This window comes from Glycomyces tarimensis (genome assembly GCF_054776215.1).
Genome location: NZ_BAAHCB010000007.1, coordinates 1 through 21,450 on the forward strand (window position 1 = coordinate 1; position 21,450 = coordinate 21,450).

The 21,450-nt window shown below is 70.0% G+C and carries 20 protein-coding genes; 8 read left to right on the forward strand and 12 right to left on the reverse strand.

Features of this window, described 5'->3' with window-relative positions; genetic code table 11:
- Nucleotides 1-954 precede the first annotated feature (954 nt).
- From murC to ACYVK3_RS09275, 8 genes are all read right to left on the reverse strand, one after another.
- Nucleotides 955-2,367 carry a UDP-N-acetylmuramate--L-alanine ligase gene (murC, locus tag ACYVK3_RS09240; protein ID WP_460497010.1) on the reverse strand — a complete coding sequence of 471 codons (1,413 nt, stop codon included), beginning with the start codon at nt 2,365-2,367 and terminating at the stop codon, nt 955-957.
- Nucleotides 2,364-3,476 (reverse strand): UDP-N-acetylglucosamine--N-acetylmuramyl-(pentapeptide) pyrophosphoryl-undecaprenol N-acetylglucosamine transferase, encoded by a 1,113-nt coding sequence (locus ACYVK3_RS09245; protein ID WP_460497011.1) that lies wholly within the window; start codon nt 3,474-3,476, stop codon nt 2,364-2,366. The genes murC and ACYVK3_RS09245 overlap by 4 nt, the downstream gene beginning before the upstream one ends.
- Nucleotides 3,477-3,506: 30 nt before the next feature.
- On the reverse strand, nt 3,507-4,787 hold the full coding sequence (ftsW, locus tag ACYVK3_RS09250) for an FtsW/RodA/SpoVE family cell cycle protein (RefSeq protein WP_460497012.1): 1,281 nt from the start codon (nt 4,785-4,787) through the stop codon (nt 3,507-3,509).
- Nucleotides 4,784-6,202 carry a Mur ligase family protein gene (murD, locus tag ACYVK3_RS09255; RefSeq protein ID WP_460497013.1) on the reverse strand — a complete coding sequence of 473 codons (1,419 nt, stop codon included), beginning with the start codon at nt 6,200-6,202 and terminating at the stop codon, nt 4,784-4,786. Before murD ends, ftsW begins: the two co-directional genes overlap by 4 nt.
- A 9-nt stretch (nt 6,203-6,211) precedes the next feature.
- Nucleotides 6,212-7,342, reverse strand: coding sequence for a phospho-N-acetylmuramoyl-pentapeptide-transferase (gene mraY, locus ACYVK3_RS09260; RefSeq protein ID WP_460497014.1), 1,131 nt, complete (start codon nt 7,340-7,342; stop codon nt 6,212-6,214).
- Nucleotides 7,339-8,742, reverse strand: coding sequence for a UDP-N-acetylmuramoyl-tripeptide--D-alanyl-D-alanine ligase (locus ACYVK3_RS09265; RefSeq protein WP_460497015.1), 1,404 nt, complete (start codon nt 8,740-8,742; stop codon nt 7,339-7,341). Before ACYVK3_RS09265 ends, mraY begins: the two co-directional genes overlap by 4 nt.
- 70 nt (nt 8,743-8,812) lie before the next feature.
- Entirely contained in the window at nt 8,813-10,285 is a 1,473-nt protein-coding gene (locus ACYVK3_RS09270) for a Mur ligase family protein (protein ID WP_460497016.1), read from the reverse strand.
- A gap of 74 nt (nt 10,286-10,359) precedes the next feature.
- Nucleotides 10,360-10,851 carry a MarR family winged helix-turn-helix transcriptional regulator gene (locus ACYVK3_RS09275; RefSeq protein WP_460497017.1) on the reverse strand — a complete coding sequence of 164 codons (492 nt, stop codon included), beginning with the start codon at nt 10,849-10,851 and terminating at the stop codon, nt 10,360-10,362.
- Between the two features lie 258 nt (nt 10,852-11,109).
- Here ACYVK3_RS09275 and ACYVK3_RS09280 point away from each other — a divergent pair, with 258 nt between their 5' ends.
- Nucleotides 11,110-12,129 carry a hypothetical protein gene (locus ACYVK3_RS09280; RefSeq protein ID WP_460497018.1) on the forward strand — a complete coding sequence of 340 codons (1,020 nt, stop codon included), beginning with the start codon at nt 11,110-11,112 and terminating at the stop codon, nt 12,127-12,129.
- Nucleotides 12,130-12,272: 143 nt separating this feature from the next.
- Nucleotides 12,273-13,496, forward strand: a complete 1,224-nt coding sequence (locus ACYVK3_RS09285) for a L,D-transpeptidase (RefSeq protein ID WP_460497019.1) — start codon at nt 12,273-12,275, stop codon at nt 13,494-13,496.
- Here the strand turns inward: ACYVK3_RS09285 and ACYVK3_RS09290 are convergent, their stop codons facing one another.
- Entirely contained in the window at nt 13,497-13,844 is a 348-nt protein-coding gene (locus ACYVK3_RS09290) for a DUF3817 domain-containing protein (RefSeq protein WP_460497020.1), read from the reverse strand. It lies immediately after the preceding gene.
- The gene (locus ACYVK3_RS09295) at nt 13,841-14,200 is read right to left on the reverse strand and encodes a hypothetical protein (protein ID WP_460497021.1); all 360 of its coding nucleotides are present in this window, start codon (nt 14,198-14,200) and stop codon (nt 13,841-13,843) included. The genes ACYVK3_RS09290 and ACYVK3_RS09295 overlap by 4 nt, the downstream gene beginning before the upstream one ends.
- A gap of 67 nt (nt 14,201-14,267) precedes the next feature.
- Here ACYVK3_RS09295 and ACYVK3_RS09300 point away from each other — a divergent pair, with 67 nt between their 5' ends.
- Nucleotides 14,268-15,194: an acyltransferase domain-containing protein gene (locus tag ACYVK3_RS09300; protein ID WP_460497022.1), complete on the forward strand. Its 927-nt coding sequence runs from the start codon at nt 14,268-14,270 to the stop codon at nt 15,192-15,194.
- 12 nt (nt 15,195-15,206) lie between these two features.
- On the opposite strand, the gene ACYVK3_RS09305 is transcribed toward ACYVK3_RS09300, so the two are convergent.
- Nucleotides 15,207-15,704: a cupin domain-containing protein gene (locus ACYVK3_RS09305; protein WP_460497023.1), complete on the reverse strand. Its 498-nt coding sequence runs from the start codon at nt 15,702-15,704 to the stop codon at nt 15,207-15,209.
- Nucleotides 15,705-15,851: 147 nt separating this feature from the next.
- Between ACYVK3_RS09305 and ACYVK3_RS09310 the strand changes: the two genes are divergently transcribed.
- The 4 genes from ACYVK3_RS09310 (at nt 15,852) to ACYVK3_RS09325 (ending at nt 19,431) form a co-directional block, all read left to right on the forward strand.
- On the forward strand, nt 15,852-16,352 hold the full coding sequence (locus ACYVK3_RS09310) for an RrF2 family transcriptional regulator (RefSeq protein WP_460497024.1): 501 nt from the start codon (nt 15,852-15,854) through the stop codon (nt 16,350-16,352).
- Between the two features lie 193 nt (nt 16,353-16,545).
- Nucleotides 16,546-17,697, forward strand: coding sequence for an epoxide hydrolase family protein (locus ACYVK3_RS09315; RefSeq protein WP_460497025.1), 1,152 nt, complete (start codon nt 16,546-16,548; stop codon nt 17,695-17,697).
- Between the two features lie 261 nt (nt 17,698-17,958).
- Nucleotides 17,959-18,837: an epimerase gene (locus ACYVK3_RS09320; protein WP_460497026.1), complete on the forward strand. Its 879-nt coding sequence runs from the start codon at nt 17,959-17,961 to the stop codon at nt 18,835-18,837.
- 57 nt (nt 18,838-18,894) lie between these two features.
- A complete protein-coding gene (locus ACYVK3_RS09325; RefSeq protein WP_460497027.1) occupies nt 18,895-19,431 on the forward strand; it encodes a hypothetical protein in 537 nt (178 codons plus the stop codon).
- Here ACYVK3_RS09325 and ACYVK3_RS09330 read toward each other — a convergent pair.
- The gene (locus tag ACYVK3_RS09330; RefSeq protein ID WP_460497028.1) at nt 19,370-20,410 is read right to left on the reverse strand and encodes an LLM class flavin-dependent oxidoreductase; all 1,041 of its coding nucleotides are present in this window, start codon (nt 20,408-20,410) and stop codon (nt 19,370-19,372) included. The genes ACYVK3_RS09325 and ACYVK3_RS09330 overlap by 62 nt on opposite strands.
- A 97-nt stretch (nt 20,411-20,507) precedes the next feature.
- Here ACYVK3_RS09330 and ACYVK3_RS09335 point away from each other — a divergent pair, with 97 nt between their 5' ends.
- On the forward strand, nt 20,508-21,437 hold the full coding sequence (locus ACYVK3_RS09335; protein WP_460497029.1) for a hypothetical protein: 930 nt from the start codon (nt 20,508-20,510) through the stop codon (nt 21,435-21,437).
- Nucleotides 21,438-21,450: the final 13 nt, after the last annotated feature.

The window sequence follows — 21,450 nt, forward strand, 5'->3', positions numbered from 1 at the left end:
CGTCCAGTGGACCGAAGCCCACCACATCCGCCACTGGGCCAACGGCGGACCGACCGTGGCCGAGAACCTGATCCTGCTGTGCCGCTTCCACCACGGCCGCATCCACACCCCCGGCTGGACCATCACCAAAACCGGACCCGGTAAGGCCCTGATCGTCCACCACGACGGGCACGAGGACACCGACCCCGACCTCACATGCGGCTGCGCCGACTGGCGCACCGATACCGACCTGGACGCCGACTTCGCCGACGACATCGCGAACGCCTTCCCCACCGGCCTGTACCCCGAGGAATGGTCCGAGACCCTGAAACCCGACCTCGAAGCGGCTGCCGAGCAGGCCGAGACCGAGCAGGTCATCGCCGCCGCGAAAACCGCCCGCGCCAAACTGCGAGACCACTTCACCACCCCGACACCGACACCCAACCCCGCGACCGAACCCGAACCGGCTTCACCACCGGCACCCGAACCGGAACCGGGACAGGGACAGGGACAGGGATACGAGACTGCCACACCGTCTAATGTGGCGAAGCGATCTCACGACCTCGTCAGTGCCGCACCGGCACCGGACTACGGACCGCCGCCCTTCTTAATATGCCCGCTGCGGGATGCCGTGGCGGGGAAGGCACCTCATAGGTCGCCAGCTCGAAACCGACAACGGCTTCGAGCACATCCCCATGCCCCGAGCCCAAACCGGACCACAGATCACCTCGAATCCACCGCGCAGCCAGACCCAATCCGACCCGGCACGGCACCACCGACCACCCCCGCGACGAACAACAGCCACGCCCCAACCGCCACCGCTTTTGTCGCCGCCATAGCGCAGAACGACCATCACTCACGCCCGTTCCCGCCAACGACCCCGCTTCCATTGCAGGGCTCAGCAGGCCATACCGCCGGGCCGTATCGACCGGGCACTCCAGCAACCGAGACCGGCCAAACCCGGCCCGTCGAGGTTCAGCGCAGCAGGTCGTCCGGCATCAAGGAGATCGGCGGGGCGCCCATGGTGACCACGACATCACCCTCCTCGGCGAGGGCTCGCACCGCGGCGGGGACCTCGTCCCATTCGGGGACGAAGACCTTGTCGCCGTCGGGGAGGTCGATGACCTCGGTGAGCTTCTCGCCGCCCTCGCCTTCGGGGACCTCCTCGCCGGGGCCGAAGATCTCCATCACCACGACCTTGTCCGCCAGCGAGAGCGCCTCGGCGATCTCCTCGCGCATCTCGACGGTGCGGTAGACGCGGTAGGGCAGGAAGACGACGATGAGGCGGCCGGGCGCGGCGACCTCTTTGAGGGTCTTGATGGCCTCGGTCATCGCCGTCGGGTGGTAGGCGTACTCGTCGTACACGTGAAAACCGTCGGTCGCGCCGCGCTTCTCGAAGCGCCGCCTGACGCCGCCGAACGCGGCGATGCCCTCCTTGATCTCCTCCGGTTCGAGTCCGATTTGGAGGCCCACGGCGATGGCCGCGGCGGAGTTGAGAGCGATGTGGCGGCCCGGCATAGGCAGGTGGAAGCGGCCGAGCACCTGGTTGTGGACGAGAACGGTGTAGTCCACGCCGTCCTTGTTCAACTCGACGTCGCCGAGCTGGATGTCGGCTCCGTCGGCGAAGCCGTAGGTGGCCACGGAGCGCCCCTCGGCACGGAACTTGGCGGCGAGGCCGGCCGTGCCCTCGTTGTCGGCGCACAGGACCAGCAGGCCGTCTTTGCTCGTGTGGCGGCAGAACCGCTCGAACGCCTCGGTGAGCGACGCCATGTCGCCGTAGGTGTTCAGGTGGTCGAGGTCGATGTTGGTGATCACGCCGATCTCGGGCCGGTAGCGCAGGAACGACCGGTCGGATTCGTCAGCCTCGGCCACGAAGTGTTCGCCGTCGCCATGCGCGCCGGTGAAGGCGCCGATGATCTCGCCGCCGTTGACGTACGACGGGGCCCCGCCGGCGTGCTCCAGCATTTGGGTGACGATCGCGGTGGTGGTGGTCTTGCCGTGGGTACCGGTCACCACGATCGACTGGCGGCCGGTCATCGCCGCCGCGAGCGCCTCGGAGCGGTGGTACACGCGGATGCCGCGGCGGCGCGCTTCGGCCACTTCAAGGTGGTCGTCGTTGTGCGCGGTGGACCGCACGACGGTGTCGATGCCGTCGAGGTTGGACTCGGTGTGCTCGCGGTGGAGGGTGACGCCGAGGCGTTCGAGTTCGGGCAGGCTCGGCCAGTCCTTCAGCTCGGAGCCGGAGACCGGCAGCCCGCGGGTGGCGTAGAGGCGGGTGAGACCGTTCATGCCGACGCCGCCGACGCCGATGAACAGCGTCCGGCCGAGGTCCTCGGCCGTGATGCCCTCGTCGATCGGGGAGCTCAGGTCGTTGGGGTCGTCGCTCATCCTTGTTCAACCGCCTTCAGCGTGAATTGGCGCAGGGCCTCGTCGCCGTCCCGCCGTCCGAACGCGGCGGAGGCCTGGGCCATCGCGGCGAGTTTCGCACGATCGCTGATGAGCGGGACGAGGTTGGCCTCGATCCAGGAGGGGTTGAGGGCCTCGTCGTCGCAGAAGACGGCGCCGCCGGCGGCCACGACGGGTCCGGCGGTGCGGTACTGCTCCTTGTTGCCCCATGGCATGGGCACGAACACGGTCGGCAGGCCCAGCGCGGTCACCTCGGCGACCGTCATGGAGCCGCCGCGGCCCATGACCATGTCGGCGGCGGCGTAGCCGAGCTCCATCTCGTTGAGGTACGGGAGGGTTCGGTAGGCGACCGGCAGGTCGTTCGGGACGTGGACCGGCTCGTCGCGGCGGGCGCCGATGATGTGGAGGACCTGGATGCCGCGGTTGGTCAGCACGCGGGCGGCCCCGGAGACGGCCTGGTTGATGGAGTTTGCGCCCTGCGAGCCGCCGTAGACGAACAGGACGGGCCGGTTCGGGTCCAGGCCGAAGCGGGCGCAGGCCTCGGCGCGGCGCGCGGCGCGGTCGAGGTGGGCGATCGCGGGGCGCAGCGGCACGCCGGTGACGTAGCCGTCGGCCAGCACCGGGGAGATCTGCGGCAGGTGCGGGAAGCCGAGCGCGAGGTTGTCGCTGAACTTGAGGGCGAGCTTGTTGGCGACCCCCGGCGGGTCGTTGAACTCGAAGATGACCATGGGGGTCTTGCGGCGCCAGGCGGCGAGGTAGGCGGGGACGGCGACGTAGCCGCCGAAGCCGACCACGACCTCGGCTTGCACCTCGTCCATGATCGCGCGGGTGGCCTTCATGGCCTTGAGCATGCGCGGCGCGGTCAGCAGGAGGTCGACGTTGACCTTGCGGGGCAGCTGGTGCGCGGGGACGTTGCGCAGCTGGTAGCCGGCCTTGGGGATGAGCTCGTTCTCGAGGCCTTTCTCGGTGCCGAGGCAGGTGATGCGGATGCTGGGGTCGTGGCGGCGCAGGCAGTCGGCGTACGCCAGGAGCGGGTAGATGTGGCCGCCGGTGCCGCCTCCGGCGAGGACGACCGATCGTAGCTGTGGCACTTCAAGGCTTTCTGGTCGTAGGGACTCGTACTATGTGGCGGACGTTCCGCTCCCTTTCGTTCGGGAGGGGGCGTCACCGGAGGGATTGGCGTCGGGGTTGTCGCGCGGAGCGGGCGGCAGGGGCGCCCAGAGGAATCGTACGAGACGGGACGGATTGCGCGCCCGCAGTGCCGCGGCGGCGTCGGGTTCGGCACGGGCGAAGCCCGCGAGCATGCCGACCGCGGCGAGGACGACGACCAGCGCGGTGCCGCCGTCGGAGATGAACGGCAGCGGGACTCCGGTGATCGGGATGAGGCCGAGGACGCCGCCGATGTTGATGAACGCCTGGCCGGCCAGCCAGATGGTGACGCCGGCGGAGACGAGCTTGCGGAAGGGGTCGGCGGAGCGCCGCGCGATGCGGAATCCGGTGTAGACGAGGACGCCGAACAGCGCGAGGATCACCAGGCACCCGACGACGCCGAGTTCCTCGGCGATGAGCGCGAAGATGAAGTCGTTGTGTCCGTTGGGGAGCCACTCCCACTTCTGGCGGCTCTCGCCGAGGCCGACGCCGAACCAGCCGCCGTCGGCGATGGCGTAGTAGCCCTGGATGGCCTGGTAGCTCTCATCGTCGGCGAAGTCCTGGGGCCGGTAGAACGACAGCAGGCGCTCCATGCGGTAGGGCTGGAGGGCGATGAGGAAGGCCGAGCCGGCCAGTGCCACGGCGAAGAGGGCGCCGAGGATGCGCATCGGAACGCCGGCCGACCACAGCAGGCCGATGAACATGGCGACGATGATGAGCATGGTGCCCAGGTCGGAGTAGCCGATGATGACCATCGACAGGCCCACGATGGGGAACATGGGGATCGCCAGGTCGCGCCAGGAGGCGATGCGCGGGCCGAGGCGCAGCAGGGAGTCGGCGACCCACAGCAGCAGGGCGAACTTGGCGAGCTCGGCGGGCTGGAACTGGATGGGGCCGAGGTGGATCCACAGGTCGTCGGTGCCGACGACGGCGTTCCCGAAGTCGGGCGCGACGAGGATCAGGCCGAGCAGGACCGACAGGACCAGCAGGGGGCGGGAGATGCTGCGGTAGGTGCGGGCCGGGAGCCGCTGGGCGATCCAGAATCCGATGAGGCCGAACAGTGCCCACATGGCCTGGCGCAGGACGACCTCGAATGGCGAGCCGTGCTCGGCGTAGGCCTCGACCATGGTCGCGGAGAAGACCATGACCAGGCCGATGGTGAGCAGCAGGGCACTGGAGGACAGCAGCAGGTAGTACGAGGCCAGCGGGCGGTCGAGCAGGCCCCTGAGCATCTCGGTGAAGCCGGACCTCACGCCGTCTCGCCGGGGGCCGACGGGGCGGGTTCGGTGGCGAGGTGGCGGTGGACGGCGGCGGCGAAGGCGTCGCCGCGGTGGGCGTAGCTCTCGAACATGTCGAACGAGGCGGCTGCGGGCGACAGCAGCACGGTGTCGCCGGCTCGGGCGTGGGCGGCGGCGTGCGCCACGACGTCGGTCATGACCGCATCGTCGCCGCCTTCGACGGCGACGACCGGGAGGTCGGGCGCGTGTCGCGCGAGCGCGTCGGCGATCTGGGACCAGTCCTGTCCGATGAGGACGGCGGCTCTCATGCGGCCGGCGTGGCGGGAGACGAGGTCGTCGATGTCGACGCCCTTGAGCTGTCCGCCGGCGACCCAGACGACCGAGTCGTAGGCGGCGAGCGCGGCGGCGGCGGCATGCGGGTTGGTGGCCTTGGAGTCGTCGACCCAGTGGACGCCGGCGGCCTCGGCGATGGCGACGTTGCGGTGCGGCTCGGGGGTGTAGTCGCGCACGGCGCGGCCGATGTCCTCGTGGGAGACGCCGACCTGCCTGGCGAGGGCGGCGGCTGCCAGAGCGTTGGCGACGTTGTGCGATCCGGCGGGGCGGACGTCGTCGATCGAGCAGATCCGCCGCGGGGTGCCGTCGGTGTAGTCGACGAGGTGACCGGCTGCCATGCCGCCGCGCGCACCGTCCGGCTCGCCTGCGGCCACGCCGAACTGACCGGGCTCGGGTTCGGCGAGGGTGAAGCCGACGATCGTCGCACCGGAGTGCTCCGCGAGCGCGACCACGGCGGGGTCGTCGAGGTTGACCACGGCCGTTCCCCCGCGCCAGACCGCCGCCTTGGCTTCGGCGTACGACTCGAAGTCGCCGTGCCAGTCGAGGTGGTCGGGGGCGAGGTTGATGACGGCGCCGGCGGCGGGCGCGAGCAGGCGCGACCAGTGCAGCTGGTAGCTGGACAGCTCGACGGCGAGCACGTCGTAGGGGCCGTTCGCGGCGAAGACGAGGGGCTCGCCGATATTGCCGAGCGCGGCGGAGCGGAGCCCGCCGGCGGTGAGCATGGCGGCGAGCATGGTCGTGGTCGTGGTCTTGCCGTTGGTGCCGGTGATGGCGAGCCACCGCGGGGCGTCGGGTCCGCGCAGCCGCCAGGCGAGCTCGGGCTCGGAGTAGCTCTCCAGGCCCCGCTCGCGGGCGGCGGTGGCGATCGGGTGGCGGGGCGGGAAGCCTGGGGAGAGGACGACCTCGTCCACGTCGCCGAGCAGCGCGGGGTCGAAGTCGTCGGCGACGACGATGCGCGCGCCCATCTCGGCGAGCCGGTCGATGCGGTCGGATCGCTCGCGGTCGTAGACGGTGACGGACTTGCCCCTGGCCAGGAGCGCTTCGGCGCTGGCGGCTCCGGCGACTCGGGCGCCGGCGATGAGGTAGCGGTCGGCCATTTCCACAGTCTATCCAGCGATTCTCAGGAAGTCGGCGAAGAAGAAGCCCAGGCCGATGGCCATGCCGATGCCGGCGATGATCCAGAAGCGGACCACGACGGTGACTTCAGACCAGCCGGCGAGTTCGAAGTGGTGCTGCAGCGGGGCCATGCGGAAGACGCGGCGGCCGGTCAGCTTGTACGAGGTGATCTGGATCATCACGCTGAAGGTGATGATGACGAACAGGCCGCCGATGATCGGCAGCAGCATGATCGTCTTGGAGGTGAGGGCGAGGCCGCCGATGAGGCCGCCGAGTCCGAGCGCCCCGGAGTCGCCCATGAAGATCTTGGCCGGATAGGTGTTCCACCACAGGAAGCCGAACATGGCCCCGGCGGCGGCTCCGGCGATGAGCGCGATCTCGAGTGGGTCGCGGACGTCGTAGCAGTAGTTCGGGGAGAGGGCGCCGCCGGCGCCGCCGCACCAGTGGCGGTACTGCCAGAAGCCGATGATGAGGTACGCGGCGAAGGCCATCATGGAGGCGCCGGTGGCGAGGCCGTCGAGTCCGTCGGTGAGGTTGACGCCGTTGGCGGTGGCGTTGACGATGAAGACGAAGAGGATGACGGCGCCGATCTTGGTCAGCGGCAGCTCGCCGATGTCCCGCGTGAACGAGAGGTACGGGGTGGCGACGGTGTTGGAGATTTCCTCGCTGTGGACCGAGCCGGTGTAGTACAGGGCGATGATGCCGAAGACGGTGGCGGCGATCGTCAGGCCGAGGATCTTCATCTTGCCGGAGATGCCGCCGGAGTGCTTCCGGCGGATCTTGAGCCAGTCGTCGATGAAGCCCACGAAACCGCAGGACACGAACAGTCCGATGAGGACCAGGCCGGTGGCCGTGAAGTTGGTCGGGCGCGAGAACTGCTCGGTGTCGGACTCGGGCAGCGCCATGAGGATGATGTGGCCGACAATGTAGGCGACGACGGTGGTGAAGATGAACACGACGCCGCCCATGCTGGGGGTGCCGGCCTTGGTGAGGTGTGTCTGGGGTCCGTCGGTGCGGATGGGTTGGCCGGCCTTGAGCCTGCGGAAGGCCCTGGCCGCGAGGGGTGTGAGCGCCATGGTGAGCGCGAACGCCACGAACGCGGCGATGATTACTGCTCTCACTGGTCGTTGTCCTCCTTGGCGCGCAGGTGGTCGGCGACGTCCCAGGTGAGGTAGCGGGAGCCCTTCACCAGGACGGAGTCGCCGGGGCGCAGCCGGTTCCGCAGCAGTTCTATGGCCGCGGCTTGGTCGGGTACGTGGGTAGCGGCTACGCCGCTGGAGCCGCCGTCGATGCCGTGATCGTTTCCGGCCGCGCCTTCGACGATCGCTTGCGTGCCCTCGCCGATGGCGATGAGTTCGTCGACGCCGGCTTGGGAGGCCTGCTCGCCGACGCGGCGGTGGCATTCGGTGCTCTGTTCTTCGAGGTCGGCCATGAGACCGAGCACGGCGATGCGGCGCCCGGCCGTGGGGAGCTGGCCGAGCGCGCGGATCGCGGCGCCCATCGAGGCGGGGTTGGCGTTGTAGGAGTCGTCGATGACGGTGGTGCCGTCGGGAAGGGTGAAGACGTCCATCCGGCGCTCGGACCGGCGTCCGGCCTCGGAGAGGTGCTGTGCGATGTGGTCGGGGCTCGCGCCGAGCCGCCAGGCGACGGCAGCGGCGGCGAGCGCGTTGTACACGTGGTGGCCGCCCCACAGCCGCAGGTGGACGGTGGCGTCGCCGTCGGGGGTGCGGAGGGTGAAGCGGTGGCGGCCGTCGCCGGGGTCGACGTCGGCGGCGGTGATGTCGGTTCGTTCGGTGATGCCGAAGCGGAGCACTTCGGCCCGCGTCGCCTCGGCCATGCGGGCGACGCGGGGGTCGTCGGCGTTGAGGATCGCGGTGCCTTCGGGGGCGAGGAAGCGCGGCAGTTCGCTCTTGGCTCGCGCGGTGGTCTCGATGGAGCCGAAGCCGTCGAGGTGGGAGATGCCGACGTTGAGGACGACCCCGATGTGCGGCGGGGCGATCTCGCACAGCTCGGTGATGTGGCCGAGGCCGCGCGCGGCGAGTTCGAGTACGAGGTAGCGGGTGGCGGGCTCGAGGCGGCAGACGGTGTAGGGGTGGCCGAGCTCGTTGTTGAAGTTGCCTTCGGTGGCCACGGTGGGGCCGAGGCTCGCGCACAGCTGTCCGATGAGGTCCTTGGTGGAGGTCTTGCCGTTGGAGCCGGTGACGCCGACGACGGCGGCCTCGCTGCGGCGGACGACGGTGCGGGCGAGCGACGCGAGGGCGCGCAGCCCGTCGTCGACGTAGATGGCGGCCGTGGGGATCTCGCGCGCGGCTATGGTCGCGGCGGCGCCTTGGGAGGCGGCCTTGGCCGCGAAGTCGTGCCCGTCGACCTTCTCGCCGGGGAGGGCCAGGAACAGCCCGCCGGGGCCGACTTTGCGGGAGTCGAATTCGATCCCGCCGGTGACGATCGCCTCTGGATCGGCCTTCTCGCTCAGTGTGCCTCCGACGGCGACGGCGGTCTCGGCCAGGCTCATGGGGATCACGCGGCGGTCTCCTCCTGTTCGATTGGTGCTGTGCGGGCGGTGGTCGGTCACACCACCGGGCCGGCTCGGCTCAGCCGACTTCGCGCAGCGCTCTGGCGAGCAGTTCGCGGTCGTCGCTTTCCACTGGTCCGTCCGCGGTCTCGATGACGGTCTCGTGGCCCTTGCCGAGCAAGGCGATGGTGTCTCCGGGAACGGCCAGGCTCGCGGCCTCCCGTACGGCCGACTCCCGCCCCGGAATATTACGGCAGGGCACGCCCCGCACGGCGGCGGCCACCTCCTCGCGAATGCGCGCGGGGTCCTCGGTGCGCGGATTGTCGTCGGTGACGATGACGAGGTCGGCGCCGCGGGCCACGGCCGCCCCCATGAGCGGGCGTTTGGACCGGTCGCGGTCGCCGCCGGCGCCGATGATCGCGATGACCTTGCCCGGTGTCGACTCCTTGAGCGAGTCGAGGACGGCGGTGACCGCCTCGGGCTTGTGCGCGTAGTCGACGATCCCGCGCACCGGGGAGGAGCCGGAGACCAGTTCCATGCGGCCGGGCACGCCCCGGCAGGAGGCGATTCCGGCCAGTGCCTCGGCGAGGTCGACGCCGACCGCTTCGAGCAGGGCGGCGGCGAGGGTCGCGTTGGCGACGTTGTGGCGGCCGGGCATATTGAGCCGGCCCTCGGCCTCGGCGCCGGGGCTTCGCAGGCGGAAGGACTGGGTGAAGCCGTCGGCGACGATGTCCCAGGCGTAGTAGTCCGCCTGGGGGTCGCGCAGCGAGAACACGAGGTTCTCGCCGTCGGCGAGGGTGGCGACGCGTTCGTCGTCGGCGTTGAGGATCTCGGTTTCGGCGCGGCCGTCGAACAGCTGGGCCTTGGCGTTGAAGTAGTCGTCGAGGTCGGCGTGGAAGTCGAGGTGGTCGGTGCCGAACATGGTGTAGCCGGCGGCTTTGAATCGGCATCCGGCGACGCGGCCGAGCGCGAGGGCGTGGCTGGAGACCTCCATGACCACGTCGGTGACGCCGTGCTCCACGGCGACGGCGAGCAGGGCCTGGAGTTCGGGGGACTCCGGGGTGGTGCGCTCGGAGCGGATGATCCGGTCGGCGATGCGGGTCTCGACGGTGCCGATGATGCCGGTGATGCGCCCGGCGCTGGCGAGTCCGGCCTCGACGAGGTAGGCGGTCGAGGTCTTGCCGCTGGTTCCGGTGATGCCGATGAGGTCGAGGTGTTCCGAGGGCCGGCCCCAGACGCGGGAGGCGATCTCGCCGGTGAGCCGGCGGGGATCGTCCACGACGATGACGGGCAGGAGGTCGCCGACGAGTTCAGCGCCTGCGGCATCGGTGAGGACGCACACCGCGCCGCGCTCGGCGGCCTCGCCGGCGAACTCGGCGCCGTGGCGGCGCGCGCCAGGCAGTGCCGCGAAGAGATCGCCGGGCTCGATGAGCGAGGCGGCGAGGCTCACGCCCGTGACGGTGAGGTCGGAGTCCTTCGCTGCGGGGATGAGGTCGGCGAGGTCGTCGAGCCGGTAAGGCCTGGTCCCCTCGGGTCGCGGAAAGGTTGACACGGCCTGACCCTACACCGGCGCGCAGGGTCGGGAATCGATCACTGGAGCCTCGGGGCGGAGACGCCCGCGGACCGTTATTCGCCCGAGACGGGTCGTTCGATGTCGTCGAGGTTGTCCGACAACGTGACGAGCAGTTTGTTGAGCTCGTTGGCCTGGTCGCAGCTGATGGAGTCGAGGAACAGCTCGCGCACGAGCGCCAGGATGCAGGGGGCGGCCTCTTCGAGGCGCTCGCGGCCGGCTTCGGAGAGCCGGACGTAGACGGCGCGGTTGTCTTCGACGCATTTGTGGCGCTCGGTCAGGCCCATCTCGCAGAGCCGGCCGGCCTGGTAAGTGACGGCGCTCTTGGCGGTGACGATCTGCTCGGCCAGCTCGCTCATTCGCAGTCGGTGGTGCTCGGCGTCGGCCAGGCGCACCAGGATCTCGTACTGCGTGTGGGTGATTCCGTGGCGGTCCTGGAGGCGGCGGTCGATCTGCTGCTCCAGCCGGTGGGTGACGGTCAGGAACCGCGTCCAGACGGCGTTCGCGTCCGGGGACAGCCAACGGCTCTCGAATGCTCCCGAACCCATGCCCGACCTCCCTTCCTTCGGAGTGCGTGACCGACTACCATCGGTTCAATTTCGAACAACACTACCAGTGGAAGCGGTGCGCAGGGGGTCCTGAGTTACCGAGGCCATAGCATGGCGCGAAACGAGGAAGGAGGCGGGTAAGAGAGCTGTCACCTGGGGTTACGCGCGAGACCCCGAATTGAACGAGCGAAGTTCGCGTTCTACGCTGTACGCCGACACGTCCACTCGGAACTCAAGCACCCGAAGGACCCTCCCGCATTGAACGGTATCGCCGCACGCCCCGCTGACCGAAGTTCGGCCGGACGCCTCCTGTCCTTCCCGGTCGTTGCGGTCACCGCCTTCGTCCTCCTGGTCGCCCCCGCCTCGCAGTCCTCGGCACAGGAAGAGGAAGGCGCCTCCAGCAGTCTGAGCCAGGCCATCGAGGACTACCTCAACGCCCAGGACGAACTGGCCGCGCTGGAGCAGGAGCAAGAGGACCTCGAACAGGAGCTTGCGGACTCCGAGGCCGAGGTCGGGCGGCTCAACGAAGAACTCGACGAGTACGCCTACATCGCGTACACGACCTCCGACGTCCAGTCGACCGCGGCGCTCATGACCTCGGGCGACCCCAGCGACGCGCTCAACGCCATGACGATGCTCGAATTCCTCGGCGAATCGCGCGCCAACAGGCTCAACGCGCTCATCGCGCGCCTGGCCGAGATCGAGGCGACGCGCCAGACCTTGGACGACAACATCGCCGAGCAGGAACAGCTCACCGAGGACATGGAGGCGGCCCGCGACGCGGCCGCGCGCGAGATGGCCGCCTCCGGCGGCGACTCCACCACCGGCCCGACCTCCAGCGACGCTCCGGCGGCGGAACCGGCGCCGCGCAACTCCGACGGCACCCTGCCCTACGAGAGCTGCACCGAGAACGACCCCACCACCGGCGGCTGCCTCACGCCGCGCACACTCCACGCGCTGGAGCAGTCCCAGATCGCCGGCTTCACCCGCTTCGTCAGCTGCTACCGCTCCGGCGGCTCGGGCGAGCACCCCAAGGGCCGCGCCTGCGACTACTCCGCCCAGGCCGGCGGCTTCGGCGGCCACGCGGGCGGCGACGACTACGAATACGGCCAGAACCTCGCCGCCTGGCTCATCGAGAACGCCAGCGCGCTCGGTGTGCAATACGTCATCTGGTACCGCCAGATCTGGTTCCCCTCGTCGGGGTGGCGTTCCTACTCCGGCGCGTACGGGGACCCGTCCTCGGATCACACGAACCACGTCCACCTCAGCATTCGCTGAAATCGGACGGCGCCGACAGCGGAGCCCCGAGCCTTCCCTGGGAATGGGGTCACGGGCCTGAGACGAAGCCCCGGGCTCCCCCTGAGAACCGGGTCACCCGCCTAAGAAGAATGGTATTCGCGACGGCTGTGTACTGTGGTTGCATGACGATCGGACGCTCCTCCATCACTCGACGCGGGGCCCTGACCGCCGGGATCGCAGCGGTCGGCCTGACCGCCTGCTCGGACGACTCCGGCACCATCGACACCGGTGACGGCGCCGAAGAATCGGAAGAGCCCCAGAGCGCCGCGCAGGTCACCATCACACCGGCCGACGGCGCGACCGACGCCACCGCCGCAACCGAGATCGCGTGGACGGTCGAGCAGGGCACCTTCGTCGAGTTCAAGCTGACGAACGAGGCCGGCGAGACCGTCGAGGGCGACATGCACCCCGACGGCGCCACCTGGATCCCGGCCGCCCCGCTCGAGTGGGAGGCCACCTACACCGCCGCGGTCACCGCCGAGGACGACGCGGGCATCCCCGTCACCGTCGAGTCGACCTTCACCACCATCGCCTCACCGCCGAACCGGGTCGGCCTCGAGGACTACGTGCCGGGCAACGATTCGACCGTCGGCCAGGCCGCCGTCCTCGCGATCCGCTTCATCGACTACGAGATCCCCGAGGACCTGCGCGAATCGGTCGAGCGGCGCCTGTTCGTCAACGCCGAGCCCGCCCAAGAGGGCAGCTGGCACTGGATCACCGGGCGCGCCCTGGAGTACCGGCCCAAGGAGTACTGGCAGCCGAACACCCAGATCACCGTGCGCCTCGCGCTCGGCGGGCTGCCGATCGGCAACGACCGCTACGGCGAGTTCGACCTCGAGCGCTCCTTCTCCATCGACTCCGAGGCGCGGCTGCTGGAGGCCGACGACTCCAGCAAGCAGATGCGCGCCTACCAGGACGGCTCGATCGTCCAGACGATCCCGATCTCCTTGGGCGCCGACGAGATCGACGGCCACGACGCCCGCTCCTACGAAGGCCACATGATCATCATGAGCCGCGAGGAGGAGTCGACCTTCGTCTCGGACCTCTACGACTACGAGACCGACGTCAAATGGGCGATGCGGTTGACCTTCAGCGGCCAGTACATCCACGGCGCGCCCTGGGCCGCGTCGCGGCTCGGCCAGTCGAACGGCTCGCACGGCTGCATCAACGTCTCCGACGAGATGGGCGAGTGGATCTACAACTTCGTCCGTTGGGGCGACCCGGTGATCGTCTTGAACACCGACCGGGCGCTGCCGCAGGGCGACGGGTTCACCACCTGGGACCTCGCGTGGGAGGACGTCGTCGCCGGGTCCTACCTCGGCACCTCGTCCGACGGGGGCGAGTAGCTAGCCGACCTGCTCGGAGTCGCGGACCTTCGGGTCCGCGGCCTGCGGGTGCTCCTCGAGGATGCGCCGGTGCGCCCAGCGCTCCACGAAGAACGAGCCGATCGGGACGGTGCCGCCCAGCAGCAGGCCCACCGTGTGCGGCCAGAACTTCCAGCCCGCCTGCTGGGCGAGGTGGAAGCCGAGCACCAGGTAGACCATGTAGAACAGGCCGTGGATCGGGCTGATGATCTCCGACAGCTCCTCGAATCCCCAGATGTACCGCAGCGGCACCGCCACGAACATGAGCACGATGAGGAACGTGCCGACGATGTAGGAGACGATGCGGAATCGCTTCAGCGCGGCGTTCATGCGGTACTCCCCTGGTTCGGGTCTGGATCGTTGCGGCGAGCCTGCATGCCGAGCTCATCATCGTTGCGGCGAGCCTGCAGAATAGCGGGCTCGAACGGCGAGGTGACGGGTGGCGGCTCGTCTCGGCGGCGGGAGTCGGCGGGCCGGTCCTTGCGCAGCTCCAGGCGCATCTGCCGAATCCACAGCGCGAGCGTGAAGAGCGCGAACAGCGGCCACTCGAAGGCGTAACCCCAGCTGATGGCGTTGCCTTCCTGCGCGCGGCCGAGCTGCCACCAGCCGAGCAGGCTGAAACCGACCGTCAGGACCACCGCGAAGAAGTGGAGGACGATCCACGGAGGCGTCAACAACCGTCGCACCCGGTCAGACTATGCGGTGAGGGACCCGACGTTGCACCTCGGGGGCCGCACATGGTGACATAGGCCGGTGACCGATGACCTCCCGCCGGCCGGCTCAGTTCGGCCCATGCCCCTGCCCGACGCCGCCGAAGTGGCCGAGCTTCTCCTCGACTGGTGCGGCGCCGACCCCGAGGACGCCGAGGTGGCCGCGGCCGCCGTCGCCGATCTCGACGACGACCTGCTCGAACAGGCGGACCGGCGGTACCAGTCGATCGCCGCCGACATGGGCGGACGGCTGTGGGTGCGCTGGCCGAAGTCCCCGGAGGACCGCGGCACGGCCGGGCACCTGCTCGGGCTCTATCCGGTGCTGGCGGCCGTGCCGCTCATGCTGGAGTTCCATCGCGAGCGCGGCGTCGACGAGGCACTGTCGCGGCTGGTCCTGGCCGATGTCGGCGAGAAGCTTCGGCTCAACCGGCGCCTGCACGGGCGGCCCGGTCTGGACGTCGCGTTCTGGTTCACAGCACACGTGCGCGGGACGATCTACCAGCTCGGGCGGCTCCAGTTCTGCATGGAGGGGACGACCGCGATGCCGCGCATGGGGCTGCACATCCGCGGTGAGGGCGGCCCACTCACGCCCGAGGCGGTGCGCGACTCGGTGGAGCAGGCGCTCGAGTTCTTCCCCGCCGCGTTCCCGGAGCAGTTCCCGCCCGACCGGTCGATGACGTTCATGTGCTCCTCGTGGCTGCTGGACCCGCAACTGCGCGACTGGCTGCCCGAGCGGTCGAACATCCTCAAGTTCGGGGCGCTGTTCGACCTGGTCGGCCCCCCGAACTATGCGAACGCCGGCGGCCACGACGACATCTGGCGGTTCGTGTTCGCCCGTACCCCGGACGTGCCGCTGGAGGAGCTGCCGACCGACAACACGCTCCAGCAGTCGGTGATGGCCGGGCTCAAGGCCGGCGTCGAGTTCCAGACCCGACTGGGAGGCCTGAACCGCCAGCGCCTGGGCGTGTGAGTCCGGCCGGAGTCAGGACCTGGCTGCGCGCCAGGCCGGGCTGTCGACATAGTGGTTGTCGAAGCGCTCGCCGGAGGCCGCGATCTCGGACGGGTCGGCCTCGCCCGCGGCGACGCGCTCCAGGAGCCGGTAGTAGTCGAAGCGGTCGGCCGCGGGGGTGAAGACCGCCAGGACGTCGGCGTCCGCGCCGGCAGCGGCCCCGAAGGCCTGGGGCAGACCCGCGGGCAACTCGATGAAGTCGCCGGCTTCGAGGAGGACCACCTCGTCTCCGGCGAGCACCTGGAGGCGCCCGCCGATGACGAACAGCGACTCGCAGGCCTTGGTGTGGAAGTGCGGCGGCGCACCGTCGCCTCCGGAGGGGAAGGTCGAGCGGGTGACCGACAGGGCGCCGTCGGTCTGAGAGGCGTCGGCCAGCAGCGTCATGACCGATTGCTGTGCGTGCGCCAGCTTCTCTGCGGAGGCGGCGCGGGCGAGGACGGCCTGGACGGCGGGGTTCGCGTTGGCGCTCATGGAGATCGCTCCTGTCGATGTGTGGGGCCGAAGAAGTTCGGCCTCGTTATCTAGATATTAGACCTCTAGGTAATGTTGAGCAAGGCCGTTGCGGTGTCTCACGGTTATCCTGGATCAGTACGAACCAGGACTAGTAATATCTTCGTTATGCGTATCAGCGAAGGCGTCGAATGGGCCGCGCACTGCTGCCTGCTGCTGGACTGGATGGGCGTCGACGAGCCGGTGTCGACGGCCAGGCTCGCCGCGGGCTACGGCCTGCCGCCCCCCTACCTCAACAAGCAGCTCCAACCGCTGGTCCGCGCCGGCATCCTCACGTCGAGTCCCGGCAAGCACGGCGGCTTCCGTCTCGCCCGGGGCCTGGAGGACATCACGCTCATGGACGTCCTCACGGCGATCGAGGGCCCCGAGGAGGCCTTCCAGTGCGCGGAGATCCGCAAGAACGGCGTCTGGGCCGATGCCCCCGAGTCGTCCTTCCGGGCCCCTTGCGCCATCGACACCGCGATGCGGGCCGCCGAACTCGAGTGGCGCCGTGCCTTGGCCGCCCAAACGCTGGCGTCGATCCAGGCCAACGCCGAGCTCCAGGCCCCGTACCTGCGTTCGCAGGTGCAGGACTGGTATGCCGAGCACCATCCCTCGCCGAGGCGCTGAGGGGCCTCGGCGAGCTGCCGCCCTTGGCAGTCTGGTGCGGCACTACAACGGCGGGGAAGGCACGTCTCACTATTCGCCCCTCGACGCGCCTTTGCGGCGCTCGCGACATGACGCCGCCGGATACTCGCGGCGTTGTGAGGCGGCGCCTCACTTCAACCGGTTGAAGTCGGACCCCGCCGGTAGCGTGTAGACCATGCCGGATAAGCAGCATGGGCTCGCTGGACCACCCCTGGCCAGTCCGTTCATCGTCCATGTTCCCGAGGCTGAGCTGACCGACTTGAACGACAGATTGGCGGCCACTCGCTGGCCATCCGACGCCCCCGACGCGGGCTGGCGCTACGGCGCCGGACTGGCCGACGTCCGACGACTGGTCGAGCTGTGGCAGGCGCACGACTGGCGCGCGACCGAGGATCGACTCGCCCGCCATGACCAGCTCCGGGTCGACTGCGACGGGCAGATCCTGCACGCGATGCGGGTCCGGGCCGACGCACCGGCGGGCACCGCGCTCCTGCTGCACGGGTGGCCGAGCTCGTTTCTGGAGATGCTCGACCTGGCCGAGTCGCTCGCCCAGCCCGACCCGGTGGCGTACGACGTCATCGTCGCCTCACTGCCCGGCTTCCCGTTGTCCGGCCGACGCGGAGTGCCCGGGCCGTCCAGTGCCGAGATCGCCGGCATGCTCGTGCGCCTGCTGGACGGCTTGGGCGTCGACCGCGTGTGGATCCACGCCTACGACATCGCCGCCAGCGCCGGTGTCCGGATGGCGCTGAGCGCCCCGCAGCGGGTGCTGGGCTACCACACGACCGAGCCGGGCCTGCCCCGCGCCAACTGGCCGTCGGCCGACCTGACCGAACCTGAGCGCGCGTACTTGCGCTACGCCGACCAATGGGACCGGGACGAGGGCGGGTACATGGCCATGCTGAGCACCCGCCCGCATACCTTGGCCTACGGCCTGACGGACAGCCCGGCCGGCCTCGCCGCCTGGCTGCTCGAAAAGTGGTGGAACTGGACCCTGCGGCCCGGGCAGGACTGGGACTGGGGCGGTCCGCTCACTCGTGTACTGCTGGACACCCTCACGCTCTATTGGGTCACGGGGTCCGTCTCCGGTGCCAACCGGACGTACTACCACGACGACATCGAGGGAAAGCCGATCCGCATCACCGACCGGGTGATCCAGCCGGTCGGCGTGGCCCGCACCACCCAGGCCATCGAACATGCCCCGCGCGAGCTCGCCGAGCGGCTGTTCGCGAACATCGAAGTGTGGAGCGACCTCGGCGTCGGTGGGCACTTCATCGCCGCCGAGCGCCCCGACCTCATCGCCGCCAACCTCCGCACGCTCATGCGGTGACCCGCCAGCGCCTTCCGACATCGGCCAGGCAACCTCACGAACCGACGGCACCGGTTGTCGACCGACACCGCACTCTCGCTCGGAGTGCCGCGTCTGTTGCCCGAAGAGGCTCACTGAGGTCCGGGCCGGTTTGCCGAGCGCCGTCCCTCTTCTAGGCACTGAGCTCTCGACCGGTTTGCCGAGCGCCGTTCCTCTTCTAGGCACTGAGCTCTCGACCGGTATGCCGGGCGCCGTCCCTCTTCTAGGCAATAAGGTTGGTCTATGCGCATCGTCATCGCCGGATCGAGCGGCTATCTCGGAGGCGCGCTGCGGCGCGCATTGGAAGGCAACGACATCGTGAGGCTGGTGCGCCGCAAACCCGGCGACGGCGACGAGATCCAGTGGGACCCGTATCAGGGTCCACTTGAGCCGACCATCCTGGACGGCGTCGACGTCGTCGTGAACCTGTGCGGCGCCTCGATCGGCGGGCGGCGCTGGAACGACGCCTACAAGCAGCGGCTCCGCACCAGCCGCATCATCCCCACGAAGGTCATCGCCGAGGCCGTCGCCGCCGCGGGCGTGCCGCTGCTGATGAACGCCTCGGCCGTCGGCTGGTACGGCGACCGCGCGGACGTGCCGGTGGACGAGACGACGCCCGCCGCGGCCGACTTCCTCGGCAGGCTGGCCCTGGACTGGGAATCGGCCACCGCGCCGGCCCAGGAGGCGGGCGCACGAGTCGTCAGGCTCCGCACCGGCCACGTCCTCGGGCCGAACAGCGAACTCCTGGCCCGGCTCGCGCCGACCTACAAGTTCTTCCTCGGCGGCAGGTTCGGGAGCGGCCGCCAGTACCTGCCGTGGATCTCCGAACGCGACTGGGTGGGCGCGGTCCAGTTCCTCATGGACGCGGACGTGACCGGGCCGGTCAACCTGGTCGGGCCGACGCCGGCGACGAACCGCGAGTTCACCAAGTCGATGGCCGCGGTCCTCCACCGGCCCGCGCCGTGGGCCATCCCCGGCTGGGCGGCCAGGCTGGTCGCCGGCGAAGCCGCGACCGAGCTGCTGCGCGGCGCCAAGGTCCGCCCGACCGTCTTGGAGGGCAAGGGCTTCGACTACCGGGACGAGACGGTCCTCGACGCTTTGGACTACGCGCTGCGATCGTGACCGCATGGCGGGAGGGCACTACACTGAGGCGTTCTGCCGGCTCAGGAAGGAGCGCCCGTGACATCCGCGATCCCGGCCGAGCCGGAGGTGCTGTACCGCAAGCCCGGCACCGTCACCGCGGCCCAGACGCTCATGTGGATCCAATTCTCGTTCCTGCTGTGCTGCGGGGGCAATGGGACGATCACGGCGCTGTTCTGGGCCGACATCATCGACGAGCTCGGCATCGGTGGGGAGGCGCGGGGCCTGCTGGGGTTCCTCGTGTGGGCCGCGGCCGGGTTCGTGGCCACGGCGGTCCTGTACGGGATCCTGGCCGCCAAGCTCGGCGCCGGGCGCCGCTGGACGCAGGCCGCGACCGTCGTCGCCATGCTCGCCGCCGTCGTGTTCTGCTTCGTGGGGATGGCCACCGGCTTCGGCCTGGACAACCGCACCGGCGGCCCGGTCGAGGGATCCAGCTTCGTCGTCGCGCTCCTGGCGACGGCGATGCCGATGGCCACGCTGATCTGCCTGTGCACCGGCTCGGCGAACCAGTGGTTCAGGCAGAGAGGCCGCGAACCGTGGCTCCGGCATTGGAAGGGTGCTCCCCCGAGGTATTGAGCACCTCGCCGAGCGCGGCGATGTTGTCGCGCACGGCCTCCGGGTCGCCCAGTCCTTCCACGAGAAGCAGCTGCCTCGCGACGCCCGTCTTCGCGGCGGAGTCGGCGAGCCGCTCGGCGACGTGCTCGGGCGAGCCGACCGCGTGCCGAGCGATCATCCAGGCCACATAAGCCGCATGATCGCGTTGGGAGCGGCCGGGTTTGAGGCTCACGTACTGGCCGACGCCGCGGACGAGCAGCTCCGTCAGGGACTCGCGCAGGCGCTCGGCGTCGGCGCGACCGCCGGCGATCTGCGCCAGATGCGTCGAGACGTGCTCGCCCGCATCGGGATCGAAGCCGCTCGCCTCGGCCGCGTGCCTCCAGGCGTCGATGAGCGCCACGTGGTCCTCGTCGGGGGCGTGCATTCCGAGGAGCAAGGGCTGGCCGAGACGGCCCGCCAGGCGGGCCGTGCCCTCGCTCGTCGCCGCCACCCACACCGGGCCGCCGCTCCCGGGCGGCATCACCCGCACGGGCAGCACGTCGAAGAACTCCCCCGCGTGCGACACCTCGTCCTCGCCGGACAGCCACCGCACCAGCAGCCGCAGCCCCTCCTCGAAGCCGCGCTCGAACCGGTCGAGCCCGGTGCCGAAGACGTCCAGGTCGATCCACGGGCCGCCCCGGCCCACCCCGAGCCGGAACCGGCCCGGCGCCAGCGCGTCGAGGGTCGCGGCCTCCTCCCCGACCGCGACCGGATGCCGGTTGGACAGGACGGTCACCGCGGTCCCCACCTGGATGCGGGAGGTGGCGGCGAGCAGGTGCGCGGCCATGAGCGTCGCCGACGGGTTGGCCCCGTACTCGATGAAGTGGTGCTCGGCCACCCACGCGCCGTCGAGCCCGGCGCCTTCGGCGGCCAGGGCATAGCCGACCAGGTTCCGCAGCGTGTTACCGGGGGCGATGCCGGGGAATACTCCTCCGAGCAAGAACAGGTCATGTGCGGTCACGAGCGCGACTCCATCGGGCTTGCGGCGGGGACTTCGAAAAAGTACCGTCTACGGTTCCACAGCGGACCGCGCGGGACAACCATCCAGAGGAGGCTCGATGTTCCGTCCTTACACGGGTTCGGGTTCATATTGCTATGCGGACTCGCTGTCGATGGTCCTCGGTGCGGCTTCGCCCGGCCCCGCGGCCCTCGAAGTGCTCACCGGCTCGCCGTTCGGGATGCAGGTCCTCGGCGGCACGACGCCGTTCTTCGACCCGGCGGGCTGGGACGGCGACGTCGGCCTGGACGCCGCGATCGCGGCACTCGGCTGGGAGTGCCGTCGGGTCTCGGGCGACCGCGACGAGGCCGAGCGGCTGCTCAACGCCGCCGGCACCGGCGATCCGGTGCTCGTCGGCCCCGTGGAGGTCGGCCTGCACGTCCACCGGCCCGGCTTCGGGGAACCGATCGGCGGCGACCACTACGTGGTGGCGCTCGGGGTCGCGAACGACATGGTCCGCTTCCACGACCCGGCCGGGCACCCGTTCGCGACGCTGCCGGTCGAGCGGTTCTTGGACGCCTGGCGTGCGGAGACCCTCGAATACGGCGATTCCTACACCGCGCGGACCGACTTCAGAAAGCTCAGGGACGTCGAGGTCGCCGAGGCGATCGAGAGCACCGTCGAGGCCGCGATCGCCTGGCTCACCGGCGAACACGACCGCCCGGTGCCGCCCGGTACCCTGCGCAACGGCGAGGCCGCCGAGTATCTGGCCGCACAGACGGCCGAGGGCCTGCCCGAAGCGGCGCGGGACCACTTGACGCACTTCGCGATCCACGTGGGCGCCAGGAGACTCGCCGACGCGGCGGTGTGCCTGTCGGCGATCGGTCTGCGCTCGTCCGCCGCGCTCGCGGCGCGGCAGTCCGAACTGGTCGGTGGGCTCCAGTACGACATGGTCACCGGGCGCGCCGAGGAGGCCGCCGAGTCGCTGCGCGCGCTCGCGCCGACGTACGACGAGCTGGCCTCGCGCCTGCGCGAGGAGCACGGGGCATGAAGCAGGGCGCCCC

What these genes read in the sequence shown, in the direction of transcription:
- murC (WP_460497010.1), bottom strand. Translation starts at nt 2,367, where the DNA reads ATGAGCGACGACCCCAACGACCTGAGCTCCCCGATCGACGAGGGCATC.
- murD (WP_460497013.1), bottom strand. Translation starts at nt 6,202, where the DNA reads ATGGCCGACCGCTACCTCATCGCCGGCGCCCGAGTCGCCGGAGCCGCC.
- ACYVK3_RS09275 (WP_460497017.1), bottom strand. Translation starts at nt 10,851, where the DNA reads ATGGGTTCGGGAGCATTCGAGAGCCGTTGGCTGTCCCCGGACGCGAAC.
- ACYVK3_RS09285 (WP_460497019.1), top strand. Translation starts at nt 12,273, where the DNA reads ATGACGATCGGACGCTCCTCCATCACTCGACGCGGGGCCCTGACCGCC.
- ACYVK3_RS09290 (WP_460497020.1), bottom strand. Translation starts at nt 13,844, where the DNA reads ATGAACGCCGCGCTGAAGCGATTCCGCATCGTCTCCTACATCGTCGGC.
- ACYVK3_RS09305 (WP_460497023.1), bottom strand. Translation starts at nt 15,704, where the DNA reads ATGAGCGCCAACGCGAACCCCGCCGTCCAGGCCGTCCTCGCCCGCGCC.
- ACYVK3_RS09310 (WP_460497024.1), top strand. Translation starts at nt 15,852, where the DNA reads ATGCGTATCAGCGAAGGCGTCGAATGGGCCGCGCACTGCTGCCTGCTG.
- ACYVK3_RS09315 (WP_460497025.1), top strand. Translation starts at nt 16,546, where the DNA reads ATGCCGGATAAGCAGCATGGGCTCGCTGGACCACCCCTGGCCAGTCCG.
- ACYVK3_RS09320 (WP_460497026.1), top strand. Translation starts at nt 17,959, where the DNA reads ATGCGCATCGTCATCGCCGGATCGAGCGGCTATCTCGGAGGCGCGCTG.
- ACYVK3_RS09335 (WP_460497029.1), top strand. Translation starts at nt 20,508, where the DNA reads ATGTTCCGTCCTTACACGGGTTCGGGTTCATATTGCTATGCGGACTCG.